Genomic DNA, 18,641 nt, shown 5'->3' with positions numbered 1-18,641 from the left:
TCTTCGGACCCCGAGTTCCGCAGCCGGGCCGGCCAGGTCGGTTAAGCTCCGGGAATGCCTTCTTCGTCGAGCGCCACCGCAGCGGCCCCCCGGCCCCGGCGGCACTCCGAATGCGAGGAAAACCCGTGCGCGAGTGGATAATCAAGCTCAGCGCGATCGATGGGGACGCGGCGGCGGCGCTGCGGGTGATCGAGCATTTCGACACTCTCGCCGATCAGGGCGCCACGGCGCTGGCCATGCTGCGGGCCGCCGCGGCGCTCGCGGATTGCCCGGTGGGCATCGACGACCCCGATCGCGGCCTCCGCATCGGTGCCGATGCCGACGGTCGCGCCCTGACCGCCGACTACCCGGTGGGCCGGTCCCGCCGGGTGGAGCGGTTCGAGGGAATCAGCGTCTGGCTCGATCGGAGCGAACCACCGTGGCCGCTGGACGAGCTGATCCTGGAGCGATTCGCGCGCAGCCTGCACGCGGTCAAGACCGCGCGCCGCACCCGGTCCGTCTCCGGCGTGCTGCGGACGCTGTGCGACCCCGGCACCGAACGGCCCGACCGCGAGCGGGCACTGCGCGAACTGGGGCTGCGGCCGGGCTCGATGGTCACGATCGTGGTCACCCACCGCGCCGATGCCGACGCCCTGCCCGCGGGGCTGATGATCGAGGAGCATCAGCTACACCTGTTCGCGTCGCCCGCACCCGCGGCGGCGATCCCCGCGAGCATCGCCGCCGGTACCCTCACCTGCCCCGCGGGCGACATCGGGCAGCGGTGGCCGCACGCCCGCACCGCGCTGCGCGTGGCCGCGGACCCCGCGACCGCCGGTCCGGCGCATGTGGCCTACGAGGACTTGGGCGGCATCGCGGTCGTGGCCGAGAGCGTCGACGCGGCGGCGGCCGCCCGTGCCGACGACGTCCGGCTGCTCGAAGAGCTGCGCGCGCACCGGCCGTGGGTCGTCGAGGTCATGAACGCGGTGCTGGGGCATGCCAGCATCCGCGAAGCCGCGCGGCGGGCGAACCTGCACCACTCCACCCTGCACCAGCGCGTCACCTGGCTCCAGCACCAGCTCGGCTACACCCTGCTGAGTACCGAGGGCTACCTCCGCGGCGCCACCGCCGTGCTGCTGTGGCGCATCGCCCGCGCGGCCGAGCTCAGCCGATCGGCCGCCGCCGATCCGATCGCGACCGCCATTCGTCGGTAGCCGGGCCGGAGACACGCGTCCCGTGTCGGGTGTGGCCCCGCTCACCCGAAGCGTTGACTGGTGCCCGAAGGAGGTTTCGATGACCCAGACCACACCGATTCCGGAACCCACTCCGGCACGGCCGCCCTTCGACCCCGAGCTGCTGCCCGCGCTCGAGGCCTACGCGGCGCACTTCCCGCGGTTCAGCGACGAGACCCTGCCCCAGCTCCGCGCCGTCATGCGGGACGGCATGCCCGGCCGGGAGAAGACCGATTTCACGGCAGGCGGCGCAGTCGTCGTCGAGGAACTGACCATCCCGGCCGGTGACGCCGAGCTCGAGCTCACGGTACTGCGCCCCGCGCAGGGGCAGGGACCGTGGCCGCTCATCTACCACACCCACGGCGGCGGCATGATCACCGGAACCCGCTACAGCTCGCTGGAGGATCTGCTCGCCTACGCGGTGGAGGCGAGGGCGGTGGTGGCGTCGATCGAGTACCGGCTGGCTCCCGAGCACCCCGACCCGATCCCGGTCACCGACTGCTACACCGGGCTGCGCTGGTGCGCCGACCACCACGAGCAGCTGAACATCGATCCCGCCCACATCATCGTGACCGGCGCCAGTGCCGGCGCCGGTCTGGCCGCGGGCATCGCGCTGATGGCCCGCGACCAGGGCTACCCGCAGCTGACCCACCAGGTGCTCAGCGCCCCGATGATCGACGATCGCACCGACAGCGCGAGCGCCCGCATGCTCGGCGACGAAGGGGTGTGGGACCGCAACGACAACCTCTACGGCTGGACCGCGCTGCTCGGCGAGCGCCGCGGCACCGACGATGTCTCGTACTACGCCGCGCCCGCGCGCGCCAAAGACCTGAGCGGGTTGCCGCGCACCTACATCGATGTCGGTGCGGTCGAGACCTTCCGTGACCCGGCGATCGACTACGCCCGGCGGCTCTCCGAGGCGGGTATCGGCGTCGACCTGCATGTCTGGGGCGGCGCGTTCCACGGCTTCGAGGCATTCCCGCAGGCGGCGGTCTCCCAGGCCTCCATCACGACCCGGGTCGAGTTCTTCCGGCGCGCGCTGGAGCGATGAGCCCGCCGGTCGGCGGCCGCCGCTCTCCGTCCGCCCGACGGGAGCCGCGGCCGCGGACCGAGGGGTGCGAACACCCGCGTCGCGAGCCCGGCCGCGGGCGGGCGGCCCCGGGATGGTCACCCACGGCCCGCCGCCCGCGCGACGGCGTGGAAGGCGTCGAGATTCTCGGCATTTCGCGCACCCAGCTGGGCACCGTAGCGCACTACCAGCCCGGTGAGCTCGGACTCCACCCACGGCTTCGCTCGCGTCCGGATCCGCTCGACCGGCCCGACCAGCCACCCTTCGTCGATGTACTCGTCCGGAACGGCATCGACCGCCTCCGCGAACCGGTCGGCGGCGGTGAGCTCGGCGAGCCGGTCGGCCAGCTCCGCATAGCCCCTGGCGACCATGAACGGCCGCTGCAGTGCGGCGTAGGTCGCCGTGTACACCTTGAACGGGTGCATCGCGGCGCGCACATCCGGGTCGACGAGCACATCGACGTGCGCCCAGATCTCGAAGCCGGCGCCGTCCGCCGGCTTGCCCGCGCGCTCGAAGCCCGCGTGCAGCAGTCCGTTCATCGGCGCCAGGGCGCCGGGCGTGAAGAAGGACGGCATCCAGCCGTCCCCGATCTCGGCGGCGAGCTCGACCATCTGCGGTCCGGATGCGGCGATCTGCAGCGGAATATCACTGATCCGATCGAGGCCGATCCGATCGAATTCCGCACGAAGCGCGGTGACGTACTCGCGCATCTCGCGGATCGGGCGATCGGAGCGCGTCCCGCCCAGCCCCGCGAGCACCCGGCCGCCCCCGGACAGGTGATCGAGCGTGGTGAGCGCGCGTGCCGCAACCTCCGGTGCGCGGCCGTAGATCTGCAGAATCCGCGTACCCAATTTCAGTCGCGTCGTCTGCCCCGCGACGAAGCCGAGCGGTGTCAGCGCGTCGGAGCCCAGCCCCTCGGCGCTGAACACCGCGTCGTAGCCCCACTGCTCGGACAGCCTGATGCGCTCCATCGGAACCTCGAACAGACGATCCTGCCAGCGGATTTCGGTTGCGAGGTACTCGATCAACGGTTCATCCCTTCGCCGCGGAAGTCGCGGAACGGCTCCGCTCCACGCCCGGCCAGGATAGCGTGACACCGGAGAGCTGGTGCCCAATTAAGTAACCTCTTATCTGGATGGAACGGGTGTCCTATCGAAGGGAGCAACTCCGTGCACATCGGGATCAACCGCCCACAGTCCCCGCCCTACCCGGTGCCCGATATCGACGCCGCGATCGTCGCGGCCCACGCCGAGCGGCTCGGGTTCGAGTCGGTGTTCTACGGCGAGCACCCCATTCGCCCGGTGCAGCAGGCCGGATACGCCGTCCACCACGACGGCGTCCCGTTCTTCCAGGACACCCTCGTCGCGCTTGCCCGCGCTTCGGCGGTCACGACGACCCTGCGCTTCGGCGGCGGCGTATTCCTCGTCCCGGAGCACAATCCGGTGCAGTTCGCCAAGGAGCTCGCCAGCCTCGACCATTACTCGCACGGGCGCCTGATCGTCGGCTGCGGCGCGGGCTGGAGCCGGGTCGAGTGCGAACTGCTCGGCGGCCACTGGGACCGCCGGTGGGCGCAGCTGGAGGAATCCGTGCGGATCATGCGGCAGCTGTGGACCGAGGACACCGTGACCTACGACGGCGAGTTCTACCGGGTGCCGCCGGTGCAGCTGTTCCCCAAACCCGCGTCGCAGCCCCATCCGCCGATCCTCATCGGAGCCGGAGCCTCCGAACGCACCTTCGCGCGCGTCGTCGGCTTCGCGGACGGCTGGCTCCCCGCCTTCGTCACCAGGCAGGCCGCCGCCGACGCACCGGCGGTGATCACGGCGGGCAGGCGGCGCCTCGACCAGCTCGCCGCCGAAGCCGGCCGCGATCCGGCCGCGCTGCAGATCACCGCAATCACCCGTGGGCTCTCGCGGGCGGGCGCGCCGGAACTGCGCGCTCGCCTGGACGAACTGCGCGCGGCGGGCGCCGATCGGGTGCTGCTCTCGATGCCGACGGTGCACTCGGAGCAGGAGGCGACGGAGGCGCTGGATCGCTTGGCCGAAGCGGTCCTCTGACCCGCCGGTGCCTTGTCCCGAGTGCGCGGCACCGCTACCATCACACTTATCTATCTAAGTGATCTGTGTCATATAGGTCGCCGGTTCGGCGACCGCTGCTCTGACGCCCACATCGAAGGGGATGATCGACCATGACGAAGGCAGGACGCATCGACACGGCGCACCGGTGGGTGCCGCCGCTGGGCGATTCGGAGGTGCGGCGGTGAGCAGGCTCGCGGGCAAGGTCGCCATCGTCACCGGCGCCGCGGCGGGGCTCGGTGCGGAGTTCGCCCGGCAATTCGTCGCGGAGGGCGCGCAGGTCGTCCTCGCCGACATCGCGGAGGCCGAGGGCGCGGCGGTCGCGCACGACCTCGGGAAGAACGCCCATTTCATCCGCCTCGACATCACCGATCCGGCCCAGTGGCGGACCACCGTCGAGGAGACCAGGGCGATGTTCGGCCCGCCGACGGTCCTGGTGAACAACGCGGGGATCGTCGAATTCGGCTCCTTCCTCGACGCGAGCGTCGACAGCATGCGCCGCACGCTCGACGTCAACGTGATCGGCGCCTGGCTCGGGATTCAGGCGGTGGTGCCGTCGATGACCGCGGCGGGCGGCGGATCCATCGTGAACGTCTCCTCGGATGCCGGGATGAAGGGCTATCCCCGGCTCAGTGCCTATGTCAGTTCCAAATGGGCGGTACGCGGCCTGACCCGTTCCGCCGCGCTGGAGCTGGGCCACCGCGGCATCCGGGTGAACGCCGTGCTCCCCGGCCTCATCGACACGCCGATGGGGCGTGGTTCGCTGCACGGCCTCGATCCCTCCGATGTCCTCGCCGACTCGCCGACGCCGCGGATCGGCAGGCCCGAGGAGGTCGCCGCGCTGATGGTGTTCCTGGCCTCGGACGAATCCGGTTACTGCTCCGGTGCGGACTATCAGGCCGACGGCGGCATGCTCGCGGGGAACGCCCTTCGCGGCGAATGAATCCGCCCCGGCTCAGCACCCGAGGAAAGGAACGATATGGCCGAGACCGACGAGCCGGATAACGCGCGACTGCGGGCGATGCTGGATGAATGGGAGTGCGTCAAGCTCCAGCAGGAGTACTGGCTGGCCGAGACGAGACAGGATCCCGATCGGCTGGCCGGCGTCTTCACGACCGATGCGACACTGGGTTCCGTGCGCGGCAGGGAGGAGATCCGCGGCTGGGCGGCCTCCCGGATGGGCCCGGGTTCCTTTCTCGCGTCGTTGCTGCACCGCTACTCGTCTCCGCCGGTCATCGCGGACTTCGCGGTCACCGGTGACACCGCCCGCGGCACGGTCTACGGCTTGTCGATTCACCATTTCCGCTCGCCCGAGGGTGTGGAGCGGGTGCGAATCGTGTCGGCGGGCTACGACAACCGCTACCAGCGCACCGCCGACGGCTGGCGCATCAGCTCCATGCACGGCATCGAGAACCCCGACGGCATCCAGGACATGCATTGGCGGTTCGAAGGCGATATGGCGACCGGCCCGCTCTTCTGATCGTGGCCGTTCGGTGACAACACCCGCGGGGAAGGCGGCACGCCGGCATCCCGCTCAGCTTTTTACTCACACTCGGAAAGGAACGTCGATGAGTGCATTGTTCTGGCACGTGGGCATAGTGGTGAAGGATATTCACGCGGCGATCGAATCGTTCAGCAAGGCTTTTCAGGTGACGTTCAACGAACCGAGCCGGCTCGTCATCGACGTCGAGGGAGACGACGGCCCGCCCCAGCGCGAGGTCATCGCGACCTACTCCCAGCAGGGGCCGCCGTACCTCGAACTGATGCAGGGGCAGGATTCCGGCTATCTCTCCCTGGAGAACGGGGAGGGCGTCCACCACCTCGGCCTGTGGGTGCCGCCGGGCACGACGCCGTCCAACACCGCGCAGTTCGAGGCGCTGCACACCGAGGCCGTGATCAGCGGCGGCAGGCAGCTCCTGACCACACCGGCGAGCCTGCACGGCGTCCGCGTCGAACTGGTGGACGAGGCGAACCGGGCGGCGATCGAGAGCTGGATCTCCGGGGTGTCCTCGTAGGGAACATCGTTCGCGGCGAGCCACTCTCGGCGGCCGGCCGGGGTCGCGGCGCCGGGTACGTTCCGGGCCGCGCGAGCCGGGCCCTCGACTCCGGATTCCGTGGCAGGTGCGGCCGGGTACTGAACCGCACCGGGCCTGGCGGATACCCGCCAGGCCCGGTGCGACAGTCCGGCGATCAGGGAGTGATATCGGCGAGCGGCCCGTCGACGAAGAGCTGGCCGGTATCGAGCGGCTCCGCACCGGGGCGCAGCGACCCGTCGGCAAGCACATCCATCGTCAGCACGCGCGCGGTGACCGCCACATCGATCGTGGCGACCCCGACGGCGTAGACGCGGTCGCCATTGCGGCTGCCGAAGATCTGGCCGGGCAGACCGATGGTCTCCCCGACGCTGTACGGCGACGCGGGCAGCGCGGTGAGCGCCCCGTCGGCCCCGACGCGGTACCCGGAGATGCTGTTACCGCCCGCGTTCGGCACATACACCCGCGAGGCATCCGGGCTGAAGGTGACCCCGTGCGGAGCGATTCCCGCCGGGAACGGTGAACCCGGAACCTCGGCCAGCGATCCATCCGCACCGAGGCGGAAAGCGGTTACCTGCCCGAACAATTCGTTGGACACGTAGAGGAACCTCCCGTCGGGGCTCACGCCGGGCATGACCGGCGTGCCGCCGGCATCGATGCGCTGCCGGGGCTGCCCCGGGATCCCGTCGGCCCCGAGCGGCAACTGGATGATGTGGTTGCCGAAGTAGTCGGCCACGTACAGATTGCGTCCATCCGGGGCCACGGCCATCATGCCCGCGTGGGTGGTCAGATCGAGCTCCACCGAACCCGAGCGCACCGGCAGCCCGTCGGCGTTGATGGCGAAGCTGGTCACCACGCCCCGCGCGTTCTCGGTCGTGGTCGCGTACAGGTGCTTGCCGTCCGCGGCCACCGCGAGACTGCCGAAGGCATGCGACGGAGCGGGAGACCCCGCCACCTCGGTCAGCGTTCCATCGGGGTGGACCGCGAAGGCCGCGATCCCCTCGTCGCCGAGCGGCCCGACATAAACGAATTTCCCGTCCGGCGACGCCGCGACACCCTTGATCGAGATGCCGTCCGGAATGGGCGTCGGCTTACCCGCAAGGCGGGGCGCGGTCCCGGGGCTCAGGTTCACCCCGGCCAATCCGTCGGCGGCCACACCCGTCACGTAGAGGTGCTGCACTGCGTCGGGCGGCTGGCCGACGGCCTGGGGCACGCTCGTGCCTCCGGCGAACGCGACGGCGAGGGCCGTCACTGAAACAAGCAAGATCCGTCTCATCAGAATTCTCTCTCTCGAACCAACTCGCGCGCGGAACAAGGAACTGGACCGGAGCCGGTCCGCTGAAATTGTTTGGTGCCAGCAGGATTCGCGTCCGCAGGCGATCCGGTCTTCGATGGTTCCGGTATATGAGTAGCCTATTAACCGGATCGATAGCGATAGTAAAAACTCACAGGAATCACGCCCTCGAAGCGGCGCTGCCGACCGTGACAAGTCTTACTCGGTCATAGTTCTCGATTGGTCCCGTCCGGCTCGGGTAGCCCCTCGACGAGCGGAGCAGACGCACCGCCACACCGGAGAGTGAGGAGAATCCCGTGCCGAAGTGGACCACCACCGACATCCCGGACCAGACCGGGCGCACCGCGATCGTCACCGGCGCCAACTCCGGCCTCGGTTTCGAGACGGCGAAGGCGCTCGCCGCCAAGGGCGCCCGTGTCGTCCTTGCCGTGCGCGACCTCGACGAGGGCGGCGCCGCTCGTGACCGCATCATCGCCGTCGCTCCCGGCGCCCGTATCGAACTGCAGCGTCTCGACCTGGCCGAACTGGCCCAGGTACGGGAAGCCGCGCGGGAACTGGCGGCCGATTATCCCCATGTCGATCTGCTCGTCAACAACGCCGGCGTGATGTTCCCGCCCAAACAGTCGACCCGGGATGGCTTCGAACTCCAGTTAGGCACCAACTATCTCGGCCATTTCGCGCTCACCGGCCTGCTGCTCGAGCACCTGTTGCCGGTGCGGGGGTCGCGGGTGGTGACGATCAGCAGCCTCGCCCATCAGATCCGCGCGAAGATCCACTTCGACGATCTGAATCTCGACCGCAATTACAGCAGGGTCGCCGGGTACGGGCAGTCCAAGCTCGCGAACCTGATCTTCGCCTACGAACTCCAGCGTCGGCTCGCCGCTTCCGGCGAGCAGACGGCCTCGCTGGCCGCCCATCCGGGCAACACGACCACCGACCTGGGCCGCTACATGCCTTCCGTGCTGCGCACACCGGCGATGCACCTGGTCGCCCAGCCCGTGGACATGGGCGTCCTGCCCATTCTTCGCGCCGCGACCGACCCGACGGCACTGGGCGGGCAGTACTACGGCCCGGACGGCATCGGGGGAATTCGGGGCTACCCGATCCCCTGCTCCTCGAGCAAGCGGTCGCACGACACGGAGACGGCGCGGCGGCTGTGGGAGGTCTCCGAGGAGCTGACCGGGGTGACCTTCTCCCTCGACAGCGTCCGGCGATAGAGCTGTCATCTTTCACTATGGTGCAACTCTCTCGTAATAGGCTACTCATTTAGTTGTGACGCCCGCTGTCCCCAGCAGCGGAGGTGCGGTGAGCGCCTCCGGGTGGACCGGCGACATAGCGGTGACTCGTCACCGGCTTCTCGCTCATGAGTCCCCTACCAAGAGAGATATCGAGATGAAACGCGCAGTTCTGTTTCCGGTCGTGGCGGCGCTCGCCGTCGCGCTCGGCCCCAGCGTGGCCCACGTCCAGGCCGAGCCCCAGGGGTCCCAGTACGTCTACGTGACGGGTCTGGCAACCGACTCGGTGGCACGGATCGACGTCAGCGCGGGCACGGCTCCCCGGCTGGTCGGGTCGCCGACTCCGATTCCGCCGGGGTTGCTCGGCAAGGGCGTGGCCGCGTCCCCGGACGGGCGGTACGTCTACGTCGGGCCGATCGGGGACAACGGTATCGCCGCCTTCTCCGTCGGCGCCGACGGCACCCTGACCGAGCTCCCCGGGTCGCCCGCCCCCTCGAACGCCTTCGGCAGCCTGGCGGTCGCGCGCGACGGCAAACACCTGTACGCCACCTCGAGCGTGGACGGCAGGGGCCTGGTGACCACCTACTCGATCAACCCCGACGGCCTCCCGGTGCGAGCCGGCTCGGTGCAGCTCGACTTCACCACGCACGCCGGGATGATGGCCGTCACCCCGGACGGCCGCAACCTGTACGTGGCCGACTTCTTCGCCGGCCGCGTCATCCACCTGCCGATCGGCGCGGACGGGATCGCCGGCGAGCCCCGCGCGCGCCTCGACGCCGGCCTGAGCCCCGTGCTGCCGGGCGTCAGCCCGGACGGCAAGTTCCTCTACCTGACCAACGAGACCACCGGGACGGTCACCGGGTTCCGCATCGGGGCGGACGGTGCGCTGGCCTCGATCCCCGGCTCACCCTTCCGCGCGGAGACCGGAGCCCACGGGGTCACCTTCAGCCCCGACGCGACCCGCCTCTACGCGCCGAACGTGGGTGGCAACAATATCTCCGGCTACCGCATCGAGGCGAACGGCGCCCTCACGCCGCTGCCCGGCTCGCCGTACAGCCTCGGGGACACGATGAGCATGCCCGGCCTGATCTTCACCAGCCGGGACGGCAACCGCGTGTTCGCCGTCGGGATCGCCACCATCGACCTCCAGGTCACCGGGCGCCTGCTGACCATGGATGTGCTCCCCGACGGATCGCTGCGCCCCGGCGCCGCCCCGGTCGACACCGGTCAGCTCTTCGTGGACGGTCCGTGCGCCGCCATCACCCCCTGACCCGGCCGACCTCGTGAAAAAGGAGCCCCCCGCGCGTATGCGCGGGGGGCTCCGGTTCCTTCGGGCTGGTCGGCGTCGCGGGAGTCCGCCCGCGACGCCGATCGTCCGGCTACGGAGTGATGGCCGAGGCGGGACCGTCCGGGAAGATCTGGCCCGTTTCGACGGCGGGCTCCGACGGATGCAGCGCTCCGTCCGCCGACACGTCGAAGGTCAGCACCCGCGCGCCGAACGACGTGGACAGCGTCAGCACGCCGATCGCGTACATACGCTTCCCGTCCCGGCTGGAGAACAGCTGGCCGGGCGCGCTGATCGGGTCGGCGCCGGTGCTGTACGGGGATCCGGGCAGCGGGGTGAGCGTGCCGTCGGCGTTGATCTGGTAGCCGGTGATGTGGTTGGACAACCCGTTGGGCACGTAGACCCGCGACCCGTCCGGGCTCAGCGTCACCCCGTGCGGCGCCAGCCCCGACTCCACCGGCGTATCCGGCGTCTTGACCAGAGAACCGTCCGGGTTGATGTTGAAGCCCCCGATGGTGGCGTTCAGCTCGTGCGCGACGTACAGGTGTTTCCCGTCCGGCGTCACGATCGGGGTCAGCGGCGGACCGCCCGCGTCGATGCGCTGCACGGGGGCGCCCGCGACCCCGTCCGCACCGATCGGCAACTGCATCATCTGATTGCCGAAACCGTCGGCGACATACAGGTTGCGGCCGTCGGGGGCGACAGCCAGGGTGCCGAAGTGACTCGACAGATCCAGCTGCGTCGTGGCGATCTTCACCGGCAGCCCCGACGCGCCGATGGCGAAGGTCGTCAGCACGCCCCGCGCGTTCTCCGTCGAGGACGCGTAGAGATACCTGCCGTCCGGTGCCACCGCGAGCGTCCCGACCGGTCCCGACGAGGCCACCGGCGAGCCCGCCAGCGGGTCGAGCGTGCCGTCGGCGTTGATCGAGTACGCCGCGATCCCCTGGTCGAAGAAGGGGCCGATGTACAGGAATCGCCCGTCGGGTGAGGACACGATCCCCTTGAGCGTGCCGCCATCGGGGACCGGTGTCCGGCTGACCACGCGGGGTGCGTCCGTCGGGCTCACCTGGACGCCGACCACCTCGTCGGTCAGCACACTGGTGATGTAGATGTGCTGGGGTCGCTCCGGCTGGGCCGCCACCTGGGTGGCGCTCGGACCGCTCACGGCCGCGACCATCAGCGCCGCCACCGCGGGCATCAGCAGCGCGCGCTTCACCCTTCGCCTCGGGTTACGGACGACGGGATCGGTTTCCTGCGGAGTCGAGGCCGGGATCGCGGTATGGCGCTGCGAGCGGTCTTTCCCGGCTCGGCGTCGATACGAGAGCATGTGTATTCCTTAGGATGAGAGCAGAGTTCGGGTCGCCGCGCGGACGGCGTCCGGTCAGCCGCCGGTGATGACAGCGCAGGGTCCGTCGGCGAACGCGATGTCCAGGTCGACGGCGCGCTCGGACTCGCGCAGCGCCCCGTCGGGCAAGACGTCGTAGGTACGCAGGCGGGAGGAGCCGCCACCGGAGACCGAGGCGACCTCGACGACGTAGACGCGCTTGCCATCACGGCTGGTCAGCGCACGTCCCGGCGCGCTGAGGAACTCCCCGTCGTAGGGCGAACCGGGCAGCGGGGTGAGCCTGCCGTCGGGCGCGATGCTGAAACCAGCGATGGTGTTGGAGACCGCGTGCGGGATGTAGGCGCGGGTGGAGTCGGGGCTGAAGGTGACGCCGTGCGCGATGGTCCCCGACGCGTAGGGCGAGCCGGGCACCTCGGTCAGCGCACCGCTGGCGCCGATGCTGTACACCGAGACCGATCCGGTCTCGTTGGGCGAGAACAGGAATTTGCCGTCGGGGGTGACTCCGGGGCTGACCGGGATGCCGCCGGCCGGAATACGCTGCCCGCCCGGCCGTGCGATGCCGTCGGCACCGATCGGCATCTGCACGATCTGATTGGCGGGGCCGTCGGCCATGTACAGGTTGCGCCCGTTCGGGGCGATCGTCAGCATGCCGAAATGACTCGTCATGTCGAGTTCGGCCGAGCCGACGGCAGGCCCGGGCAACCCGTTCGGGCCGATCGGATATGTCACGACCGAACCGTGCAGGTCGTCGGTGACCGTGCCGTACAGGTGCCTGCCGTCCGGCGCCACCGACAGCGTCGCGACCGGCCCGGATGCCTTGACCGGTGAGCCGGGCAGCTCGCGGAGCGTGCCGTCGGTGTTGATCTCGAAGGCGGCGATGCCCAAGCCGAGGGTCAGTCCGACATAGAGGTACTTCCCGTCCGGCGAGGAGGCCAGCCCCAGCGTGCCGTAGCCGGTCCGCACCGGGTTGGCGAGCAGCTGCGGAGCGCCGGTGGAGCTCACGTTGAGGCCGACCACCACATCCGACAAAGCGCCGACGGCGTAGACGTGCTCGGGGCCGCCGGTCCCCGCGCCCGGAGCTGCCTGCCCGGGCGCGCCCGCGGCGACCGAGAGCGCCAGCATCGCCACCACCGCGACCATCGACCTGCGCTTCATCACGCCGCCCGCCTCCCGGCGCTCGGGCGCGGCCCTCGCCGCGCGTGCTCCGTGTCCAACGGCAGGGCATAGAGTGCTCCCAATACCGCACCGGCCCCTGCGCGGTCCGCGGTAGCTCTCATCGAAATCGGGTCGGATCCGACACCTACCAGGAAGATCCGAGGGCGTAGCGTAGACAGCGTTGTCGTCGTTCTCATGCAGAAATAAGTATCCTACTTGGAGCGACTGTGACTACAGTAACAATTCATAAAGGTTCGCCCGGTCGCCGCCGCTACCGCGGACTCTCGCGCGGCGCGGCGTCGAGCCAGGGGACGCTGGGCCGGGGAGCGAGGTTCGGTCAGCGTGCCGCGGGCGCTTCGGTCGAACTCCGTGCGCCGTGCGCCTCGAGCGAGAGCTCATTCCATTGCTGCCACTCCGCCAGGCGCTGCTGGTAGACGTGCGGAGCGATCAGGGTCGGCTGCTCGCCGAAGAACACCCGGAGCGGAGGCCGCTCGGCATCGACGATCTTCAGGATCGCGGGGCCCGCGGCGGTGGGATCGCCCGGCGTCGACGAGGCGGAGGCGGAGCGCAGCATCTCGCGCACCGGCTCGTACTGGGGCTGCGGCTCGGCGTGCACCGCGCTGCTGCCCGCCCAGTCGGTGCTGTACGGGCCCGGCTCGACGAGGGTGACCTTGATGCCGAACGGCTTCACCTCCTGGGCCAGCGATTCCGAGAGGCCTTCGAGCGCCCACTTCGACGCGTGGTAGCCGCCCAGCGTCGGGAAGGCGGCCACCCCGCCGATCGTCGAGATCTGCACGATGTGCCCGGAGCCCTGCTCGCGCAGGATCGGCAGCACCGCCTGGGTCACGTGCAGGACGCCGAACAGGTTGACCTCGAGCTGATCGCGCAGCTGCTGCTCGGTGATCTCCTCGACGGCGCCGAAGAGGCCGTAGCCGGCGTTGTTGACCACCACGTCGATGGTGCCGAAGACCGTCGCGGCCGCGGTGACCGCCTCGAAGACGGCCGCGCGGTCGGTGACGTCGAGGGTCAGCGGAAGTACCGCCTCGCCGTACTTCGCGGTCAGTTCCCGCAGGTCGTCCGCATTGCGCGCGGTCGCGGCGACGCGATCGCCCCGCCCGAGGGCGCTCGCGGCGAATTCCTTGCCGAAGCCGCGTCCGGCACCGGTGATGAACCAGGTCTTGCTCATGGGAGAACTCCTCGAGAGATCGACGGATACGAGTGACACTGTACGCCCGATCTGTCACTTAGTGTCAAGTTGGCTACTAAGTTATAGTTGACATCATGAGCACCGACCCTCCGCGGCAGATGGAGTCACTCCGTCAGCGCACCCGGCGCGCGGTGACGTCCGAGCTCCTCGACCGCGCGCAGGATCTGTTCGCCGCGGACGGCTACGACGCGGTGACCATCGACCAGATCGCCGCGGCCGCCGGCATGTCCAAGCGCAGCTTCTTCCGCTACTTCAGCAGCAAGGACGCCCTCGTCCTCGGCAAGTACGAGCGGCTGGGCGAGCAGCTCGCGGCGGCGATCGCCGCCCGCCCCGGCGACGAGCCCGTCTGGGTGTCGCTGCGCCGGATGTTCGACGTGGTCGTCGCCTCCGTCGCCGACCCGGCGCTCGCGAAACGCGCGGCCGAGATGGATCGGGTGATCGACGGGTCCGAGGCACTGCGCGCCGGGCGGCTCGAACGGCTGCAGCGCGGACAGAGCCTCGTGGTCGAACAGATCGAGAAGCGGAGCGGCGGCGCCCTCGGTGGCGTGCGGGCCGCGGCCGTGGTGGCGGCGGCCTTCGCGGCCCTCTCCGTCGCGCACGCGAACACTCGGAACAACGGGGGCGCGTTCGGCGCGACGCTGGACGCCGCGATGGACGCGGTGGCCGCCCAGGGCACCTGCCCCACGGCCGGACTCCCTGGACCATGACTCATGGTTCGTGACAGATCACGCCCCGTGCCCCAAGCCGACGAGACGCGCGCTCTCGTCCCAGAGTTGGTCGCAGCGCGTGGGATCGGTGGTGTGGGGTGCGGTTGTGACAGCGTTGCGCTCGACGAAGAACTGTCCCGTGACGGTCTCGACCTCCGGTGCCGTCGCCAGCCACGTCGGCGTATCGGCGCCGGTGTCGGGACTGCCGGAGGAGAACAGTGTCGAGGCGGCCGCGAAGGCCCGCAGCAGCCCACGACGATTGCCGTGGCCGAGACGGGTCCCCCGGATGATGCCGGGGTGCGCGCCGTTCACGGTGATCCGAGTTTCCCGGAGTCGGCGGGCGAGGGCGTAGACGAGCATGGCGTTCATGTTCTTGGTGCGGCCATAGGCGACCAGCGGGCGCAGGCTCGGCACGCTGCCGAGGTCGTGACTGGTGTTGCGTGCCAGGTCATCGACGTCGATCGGCATCCGTGCCAGCCCCCGCGGTGACGCGCCGACGATCACGAACCGTGCCGGGCGGGTACCGATGGGCTCGATCAGCGAGCGCAACAGGAGGTAGGGCGCGAGGTGGTTCGTCGCCAGGGTGCGTTGGTGCCCCTCCACGGTGTGATCCGCGACATCGGCGATGATCGCGGCATTGCTCACCACGACGTCCGGGGGCGGGTCGGCCAGCCGCTCGGCGAGGCTTCGGACCTCGCCGAGCAGTGACAGGTCGGCGCGTTCCGAGGTCAGCTCGGCATCCGGGATGCCGGCGAGGATGCGCCGCCGCGCCTGATCGAGCCGATCGCCGTCGCGGCCGACCAGGGTGACGCGCATGCCCCCTGCGGCGAGGTTGCGGGCGATGGCCGCTCCGATACCGGAGGTGGCCCCGGTGACAACGGCGCTGGTCCTGGACATAACGCTCTCTCCCTTGCGGTCACACGTGCGGTTGACGACGTCAACCTACCGCGCCTGGTTGACGTCGTCAACCGCAGGTGGTGGGGTGCTATCGGTACCGCGCGGTAAGGTCGATCGGTGCCTCCTCACACTCGCGAACTGCTGATCGCCGCAGCGGTGGAGCTGCTCGACACGGGCGGGCCGGAGTCGGTCACCCTCCGGGAGGTCGGCCACCGAGCCGGGGTGTCGCACAATGCCCCGTACAAGCACTTCGCCAACAAGGAGGCCCTGCTCGCGAGCGTCGCCGCGGCGGAACTGACGAAGCTGGGCGAAGCGTTGACCACCCTGCGGGAGGCCGCTCCGCCGGAGGGGGAAGCGCTGCGCTCGGCCCTGCGGAAGTACGTCGCCTGGGCGCTGGGCTATCCGGCCCGCTATCAATTGGTGTACGGAGTCTGGTCGGCGCATTTCGAGGACCTGGCCGCGGCCGCGGAGTCCGGCCGCGGCGCGCTACTGGCCATGGTCGAGGCCGCGCAGCGGGCCGGGCAGCTCCCCGCGGGCGGCACCGAGCGGGTAACCGCGCTGCTCCAGGCCGTAATCCACGGCGCCGTCGACCTGACTCTGGGCGGGCACCTCGCGATCGGCGGCAAGGGCGACACCGACGCCGACGGTCTCGTGGACGACCTACTGCACTACCTTCGTGTTGTCTCGGAACGAGATTCGAGCCATAAGACTGCGGACTCCGGACGGTGACCATCGCCCGCCGGAGTGTTGCACGAACCGCGTAACCGCCGAGGAAATGGCCGCTGCGGCGCTGTGGCCGTGTAGCCCCGGCACCTCCCACGTCGTCGGCGTCGCCCGGCCCGACGGCCCGGCCGCGCCGCTCGGCCCTTGTGCCGTGGATCACCCCGTCGTATATTTGGCCTAACCATTTCAAACACAGACACATCGGGCCGCAAATTGGCCCAGCCAATCGAAGGGTGCCACCCGTGCAGATCACCGCGGCCGTCAGCGACGGTCCCCACCGGGACTTCGACCTCCGCACGCTCGACCTGGCGGAACCACGCGCCGGCGAGATCGTGGTGGAGATCCGCGGGGTGGGGGTGTGCCACACCGATATCGCCGCCAGGGACGGCGGCTACGGCCTCCCCTACCCGCTGGTCCTCGGGCACGAGGGCAGCGGCGTGGTCACCGCCGTCGGCGCCGCGGTGACCACGGTCGCCCCGGGCGACCCGGTCGCGCTCTCGTTCAGCAGCTGCGGGCGCTGCCGTCCGTGCACACAGGGGCGCGAGGCCTACTGCGTGGACTTCGCCCAAGAGAACTACATCGGCAGCAGACCCGACGGATCGGCGACGCTGAGCGCGGCGGGCGCCACCGTGCACGGGCACTTCTTCGGTCAGTCCTCGTTCGCCTCGCACGTGCTGACCACCGAGCGCAACACCGTGAAGGTCGAGACCGACCTCGACGTGGCGCTGGTCGGCCCGCTCGGCTGCGGCATCCAGACCGGCGCAGGCGCGGTGCTGAACTCCATGTCCTGCACCCCGGGCAGCGCGCTCGTGGTGCTCGGCGGCGGCCCGGTCGGGCTGGCCGCGGTCATGGGCGCCGTGCTGCGGGGCTGCTCGGCGATCGTGGTCGTCGAGCCGGTCGCCGCGCGCCGCGAGCTGGCGCTGCGGCTCGGCGCCACGCATGTCCTGGACCCAGTCGGCGCCGACGTCACCGCGCGAATTCTCGACATCCTGCCGGAGGGCGGCGATTACGTCTTCGACACCACGGGGCGGGTGCCGGTGATCGAGGCCGCGATCGCGGCCGCCGGGCAGAACGCCACGGTCGGCCTGGTCGGCGTCCCCGCCGACTTCGCGACGAACCTGCCGCTCAACATCGTCGCGGCCATGCAGAAGGGGCTCACGGTGCGCGGCATCGTCGAGGGCGACAGCAGGCCGCACGAGTTCATCCCCGAGCTGCTGCGCCACCACGCCGCGGGCCGGTTCCCCTTCGACTCGCTGATCACCACCTACCCGTTCTCGAAGATCAACGACGCGCTCGCCGCCCAGGAGCGCGGCGAGGTGACCAAGCTCGTCCTGATCCCGGACGCCTGACCCCCTATCGATCAACCACCCGAAAGGCCCATCGACGATGATCCGCCCCGAGGACGCCGACCTGCACCCGGTCGACCCCGCGCTCACCACGTGGACCGAAACCATCGGCTTCTGGTTCGCGATTCCGGAAGAACGCATCTACGGCAACGTCTACGTCCTGGCCCGCCCCAATGTCGGGGCCGCCATCTCCTCGATCAACGTGGTGCAGGGGATGAACAGGTACCCGTTCACCGTCGATCTCACCGACCCGCAGATGCACTGCCCGTGCCCGGACTCCATGCTCGATTTCCAGCTGCAGAGCGGGCTGCGGGTGGAGGTGCCGCGGCCGCCGAACCACTATCGGTTCCGCTACGACAACATCGCGGGCTCCTGCTCGTTCGACATGACCCTGGACGGCGCCATGCCTGCCTGGGACGTCAACGACCCGGCCGAGAACCCGCTGCTGGCCGCCGACGCCGATCACGGCCTCGGCGACGCCTGGGCAGGCGGGCACCTCGACTTCCTCGGCCGGGTGCGCGGCGAGCTGACCCTGCGGGGACGCTCCTACCGGATCGACGCCATGGGCGGGATGGATCGCAGCTGGGGCACCCGCACCGAACTGGGCCGGGCCGCGATCGCCTACATCCACATCCCGTTCGACGAGGATCTCGGCATCCACCTGGTGACCGGGGTCGAACTGGTGGGCGGTGCGGCGGTGTACGGGCCGCTGCGATTCGGCTATGTGCACGAGGGCGACAAGGTACTCGGCATCGTCGACGCGACGGTCACCGGAAGCCAGCAGGGGCTGACACCGATGCACAACGAGATCGCGGTGACCGACACCACCGGGCGCACGCTCACGGTGCGCGGCACCGCGATCGCCGCCGCCCCCTGGTACACCTTCAGCCCCTCCTACGTGACGTTCCAATCGCTCATGCACTACGAACTGGACGGCAGGCACGGCTACGGCCTGCAGGCCGACACCTACGGCATCGAATTCCTCGCCGACCGCACCTCCCGGCACGGCGCCCGCACCGCCGCGGCGTTCGGGCCCGGGATCTGAGCCCGAGAGTCAGGACAGGA

18 protein-coding genes are annotated in these 18,641 nt (G+C 70.1%); 12 read left to right on the top strand and 6 right to left on the bottom strand.

Annotated elements, in window-relative coordinates; all coding sequences use genetic code 11:
- The first annotated feature begins 125 nt into the window (after positions 1–125).
- Together NH2_RS07850 and NH2_RS07845 are read left to right on the top strand one after the other, a co-directional pair.
- Complete coding sequence (locus tag NH2_RS07850; RefSeq protein WP_067650477.1) at positions 126–1,190, top strand: hypothetical protein; 1,065 nt, start codon at positions 126–128, stop codon at positions 1,188–1,190.
- 79 nt (positions 1,191–1,269) lie between these two features.
- Positions 1,270–2,259, top strand: coding sequence for an alpha/beta hydrolase (locus NH2_RS07845; protein WP_067650475.1), 990 nt, complete (start codon positions 1,270–1,272; stop codon positions 2,257–2,259).
- A gap of 116 nt (positions 2,260–2,375) precedes the next feature.
- Here NH2_RS07845 and NH2_RS07840 read toward each other — a convergent pair whose 3' ends face one another.
- Positions 2,376–3,248 (bottom strand): LLM class flavin-dependent oxidoreductase, encoded by an 873-nt coding sequence (locus tag NH2_RS07840; RefSeq protein ID WP_245650469.1) that lies wholly within the window; start codon positions 3,246–3,248, stop codon positions 2,376–2,378.
- Positions 3,249–3,446: 198 nt separating this feature from the next.
- Between NH2_RS07840 and NH2_RS07835 the strand changes: the two genes are divergently transcribed.
- From NH2_RS07835 to NH2_RS07820, 4 genes are all read left to right on the top strand, one after another.
- Positions 3,447–4,331, top strand: a complete 885-nt coding sequence (locus NH2_RS07835; RefSeq protein WP_067650471.1) for a TIGR03619 family F420-dependent LLM class oxidoreductase — start codon at positions 3,447–3,449, stop codon at positions 4,329–4,331.
- Between the two features lie 202 nt (positions 4,332–4,533).
- Entirely contained in the window at positions 4,534–5,292 is a 759-nt protein-coding gene (locus NH2_RS07830) for an SDR family NAD(P)-dependent oxidoreductase (protein ID WP_067650469.1), read from the top strand.
- A 36-nt stretch (positions 5,293–5,328) separates the two neighbouring features.
- Positions 5,329–5,829, top strand: a complete 501-nt coding sequence (locus tag NH2_RS07825) for a nuclear transport factor 2 family protein (RefSeq protein WP_067650467.1) — start codon at positions 5,329–5,331, stop codon at positions 5,827–5,829.
- A gap of 88 nt (positions 5,830–5,917) precedes the next feature.
- Positions 5,918–6,364, top strand: coding sequence for a VOC family protein (locus NH2_RS07820; protein ID WP_084505306.1), 447 nt, complete (start codon positions 5,918–5,920; stop codon positions 6,362–6,364).
- A 175-nt stretch (positions 6,365–6,539) separates the two neighbouring features.
- Here the strand turns inward: NH2_RS07820 and NH2_RS07815 are convergent, their stop codons facing one another.
- On the bottom strand, positions 6,540–7,658 hold the full coding sequence (locus tag NH2_RS07815) for a lactonase family protein (RefSeq protein ID WP_084505305.1): 1,119 nt from the start codon (positions 7,656–7,658) through the stop codon (positions 6,540–6,542).
- Between the two features lie 314 nt (positions 7,659–7,972).
- On the opposite strand from NH2_RS07815, the gene NH2_RS07810 reads away from it, so the two are divergent.
- On the top strand, positions 7,973–8,893 hold the full coding sequence (locus NH2_RS07810; protein ID WP_067650461.1) for an SDR family NAD(P)-dependent oxidoreductase: 921 nt from the start codon (positions 7,973–7,975) through the stop codon (positions 8,891–8,893).
- Between the two features lie 175 nt (positions 8,894–9,068).
- Positions 9,069–10,181: a lactonase family protein gene (locus NH2_RS07805; protein WP_157103653.1), complete on the top strand. Its 1,113-nt coding sequence runs from the start codon at positions 9,069–9,071 to the stop codon at positions 10,179–10,181.
- 109 nt (positions 10,182–10,290) lie between these two features.
- Here the strand turns inward: NH2_RS07805 and NH2_RS07800 are convergent, their stop codons facing one another.
- The 3 genes from NH2_RS07800 to NH2_RS07790 form a co-directional block, all read right to left on the bottom strand.
- Positions 10,291–11,412 carry a lactonase family protein gene (locus NH2_RS07800; protein WP_067650457.1) on the bottom strand — a complete coding sequence of 374 codons (1,122 nt, stop codon included), beginning with the start codon at positions 11,410–11,412 and terminating at the stop codon, positions 10,291–10,293.
- A gap of 165 nt (positions 11,413–11,577) precedes the next feature.
- Positions 11,578–12,696: a lactonase family protein gene (locus NH2_RS07795; protein WP_067650455.1), complete on the bottom strand. Its 1,119-nt coding sequence runs from the start codon at positions 12,694–12,696 to the stop codon at positions 11,578–11,580.
- Between the two features lie 337 nt (positions 12,697–13,033).
- Positions 13,034–13,882, bottom strand: a complete 849-nt coding sequence (locus NH2_RS07790) for an SDR family oxidoreductase (protein WP_067650453.1) — start codon at positions 13,880–13,882, stop codon at positions 13,034–13,036.
- Between the two features lie 95 nt (positions 13,883–13,977).
- Between NH2_RS07790 and NH2_RS07785 the strand changes: the two genes are divergently transcribed.
- Positions 13,978–14,610, top strand: a complete 633-nt coding sequence (locus NH2_RS07785) for a TetR/AcrR family transcriptional regulator (protein WP_218021672.1) — start codon at positions 13,978–13,980, stop codon at positions 14,608–14,610.
- 18 nt (positions 14,611–14,628) lie between these two features.
- Here NH2_RS07785 and NH2_RS07780 read toward each other — a convergent pair whose 3' ends face one another.
- On the bottom strand, positions 14,629–15,507 hold the full coding sequence (locus tag NH2_RS07780) for an SDR family NAD(P)-dependent oxidoreductase (protein WP_067650449.1): 879 nt from the start codon (positions 15,505–15,507) through the stop codon (positions 14,629–14,631).
- A gap of 117 nt (positions 15,508–15,624) precedes the next feature.
- On the opposite strand from NH2_RS07780, the gene NH2_RS07775 reads away from it, so the two are divergent.
- The 3 genes from NH2_RS07775 to NH2_RS07765 all read left to right on the top strand — a co-directional run bounded on the left by NH2_RS07775 (position 15,625) and on the right by NH2_RS07765 (position 18,621).
- Positions 15,625–16,236, top strand: a complete 612-nt coding sequence (locus NH2_RS07775; protein WP_067650447.1) for a TetR/AcrR family transcriptional regulator — start codon at positions 15,625–15,627, stop codon at positions 16,234–16,236.
- Positions 16,237–16,472: 236 nt separating this feature from the next.
- Positions 16,473–17,579, top strand: a complete 1,107-nt coding sequence (locus NH2_RS07770) for an NAD(P)-dependent alcohol dehydrogenase (RefSeq protein ID WP_067650445.1) — start codon at positions 16,473–16,475, stop codon at positions 17,577–17,579.
- A gap of 37 nt (positions 17,580–17,616) precedes the next feature.
- On the top strand, positions 17,617–18,621 hold the full coding sequence (locus tag NH2_RS07765; protein WP_067650443.1) for a DUF7064 domain-containing protein: 1,005 nt from the start codon (positions 17,617–17,619) through the stop codon (positions 18,619–18,621).
- Positions 18,622–18,641 lie beyond the last annotated feature (20 nt).

Source organism: Nocardia harenae NBRC 108248 (assembly GCF_001612885.1).
Classification (GTDB): Bacteria; Actinomycetota; Actinomycetes; order Mycobacteriales; family Mycobacteriaceae; genus Nocardia; species Nocardia harenae.
The sequence above is the reverse complement of the archived record's forward strand: the minus strand, read 5'-3'. Positions and strand labels throughout refer to the sequence as shown.

Bases quoted from the DNA above. Each gene is read 5' to 3' on its own strand.
- NH2_RS07845 (WP_067650475.1), top strand. From the start codon at position 1,270: ATGACCCAGACCACACCGATTCCGGAACCCACTCCGGCACGGCCGCCC.
- NH2_RS07840 (WP_245650469.1), bottom strand. From the start codon at position 3,248: ATGGAGCGCATCAGGCTGTCCGAGCAGTGGGGCTACGACGCGGTGTTC.
- NH2_RS07825 (WP_067650467.1), top strand. From the start codon at position 5,329: ATGGCCGAGACCGACGAGCCGGATAACGCGCGACTGCGGGCGATGCTG.
- NH2_RS07820 (WP_084505306.1), top strand. From the start codon at position 5,918: ATGAGTGCATTGTTCTGGCACGTGGGCATAGTGGTGAAGGATATTCAC.
- NH2_RS07815 (WP_084505305.1), bottom strand. From the start codon at position 7,658: ATGAGACGGATCTTGCTTGTTTCAGTGACGGCCCTCGCCGTCGCGTTC.
- NH2_RS07805 (WP_157103653.1), top strand. From the start codon at position 9,069: ATGAAACGCGCAGTTCTGTTTCCGGTCGTGGCGGCGCTCGCCGTCGCG.
- NH2_RS07795 (WP_067650455.1), bottom strand. From the start codon at position 12,696: ATGAAGCGCAGGTCGATGGTCGCGGTGGTGGCGATGCTGGCGCTCTCG.
- NH2_RS07790 (WP_067650453.1), bottom strand. From the start codon at position 13,882: ATGAGCAAGACCTGGTTCATCACCGGTGCCGGACGCGGCTTCGGCAAG.
- NH2_RS07785 (WP_218021672.1), top strand. From the start codon at position 13,978: ATGAGCACCGACCCTCCGCGGCAGATGGAGTCACTCCGTCAGCGCACC.
- NH2_RS07780 (WP_067650449.1), bottom strand. From the start codon at position 15,507: ATGTCCAGGACCAGCGCCGTTGTCACCGGGGCCACCTCCGGTATCGGA.
- NH2_RS07765 (WP_067650443.1), top strand. From the start codon at position 17,617: ATGATCCGCCCCGAGGACGCCGACCTGCACCCGGTCGACCCCGCGCTC.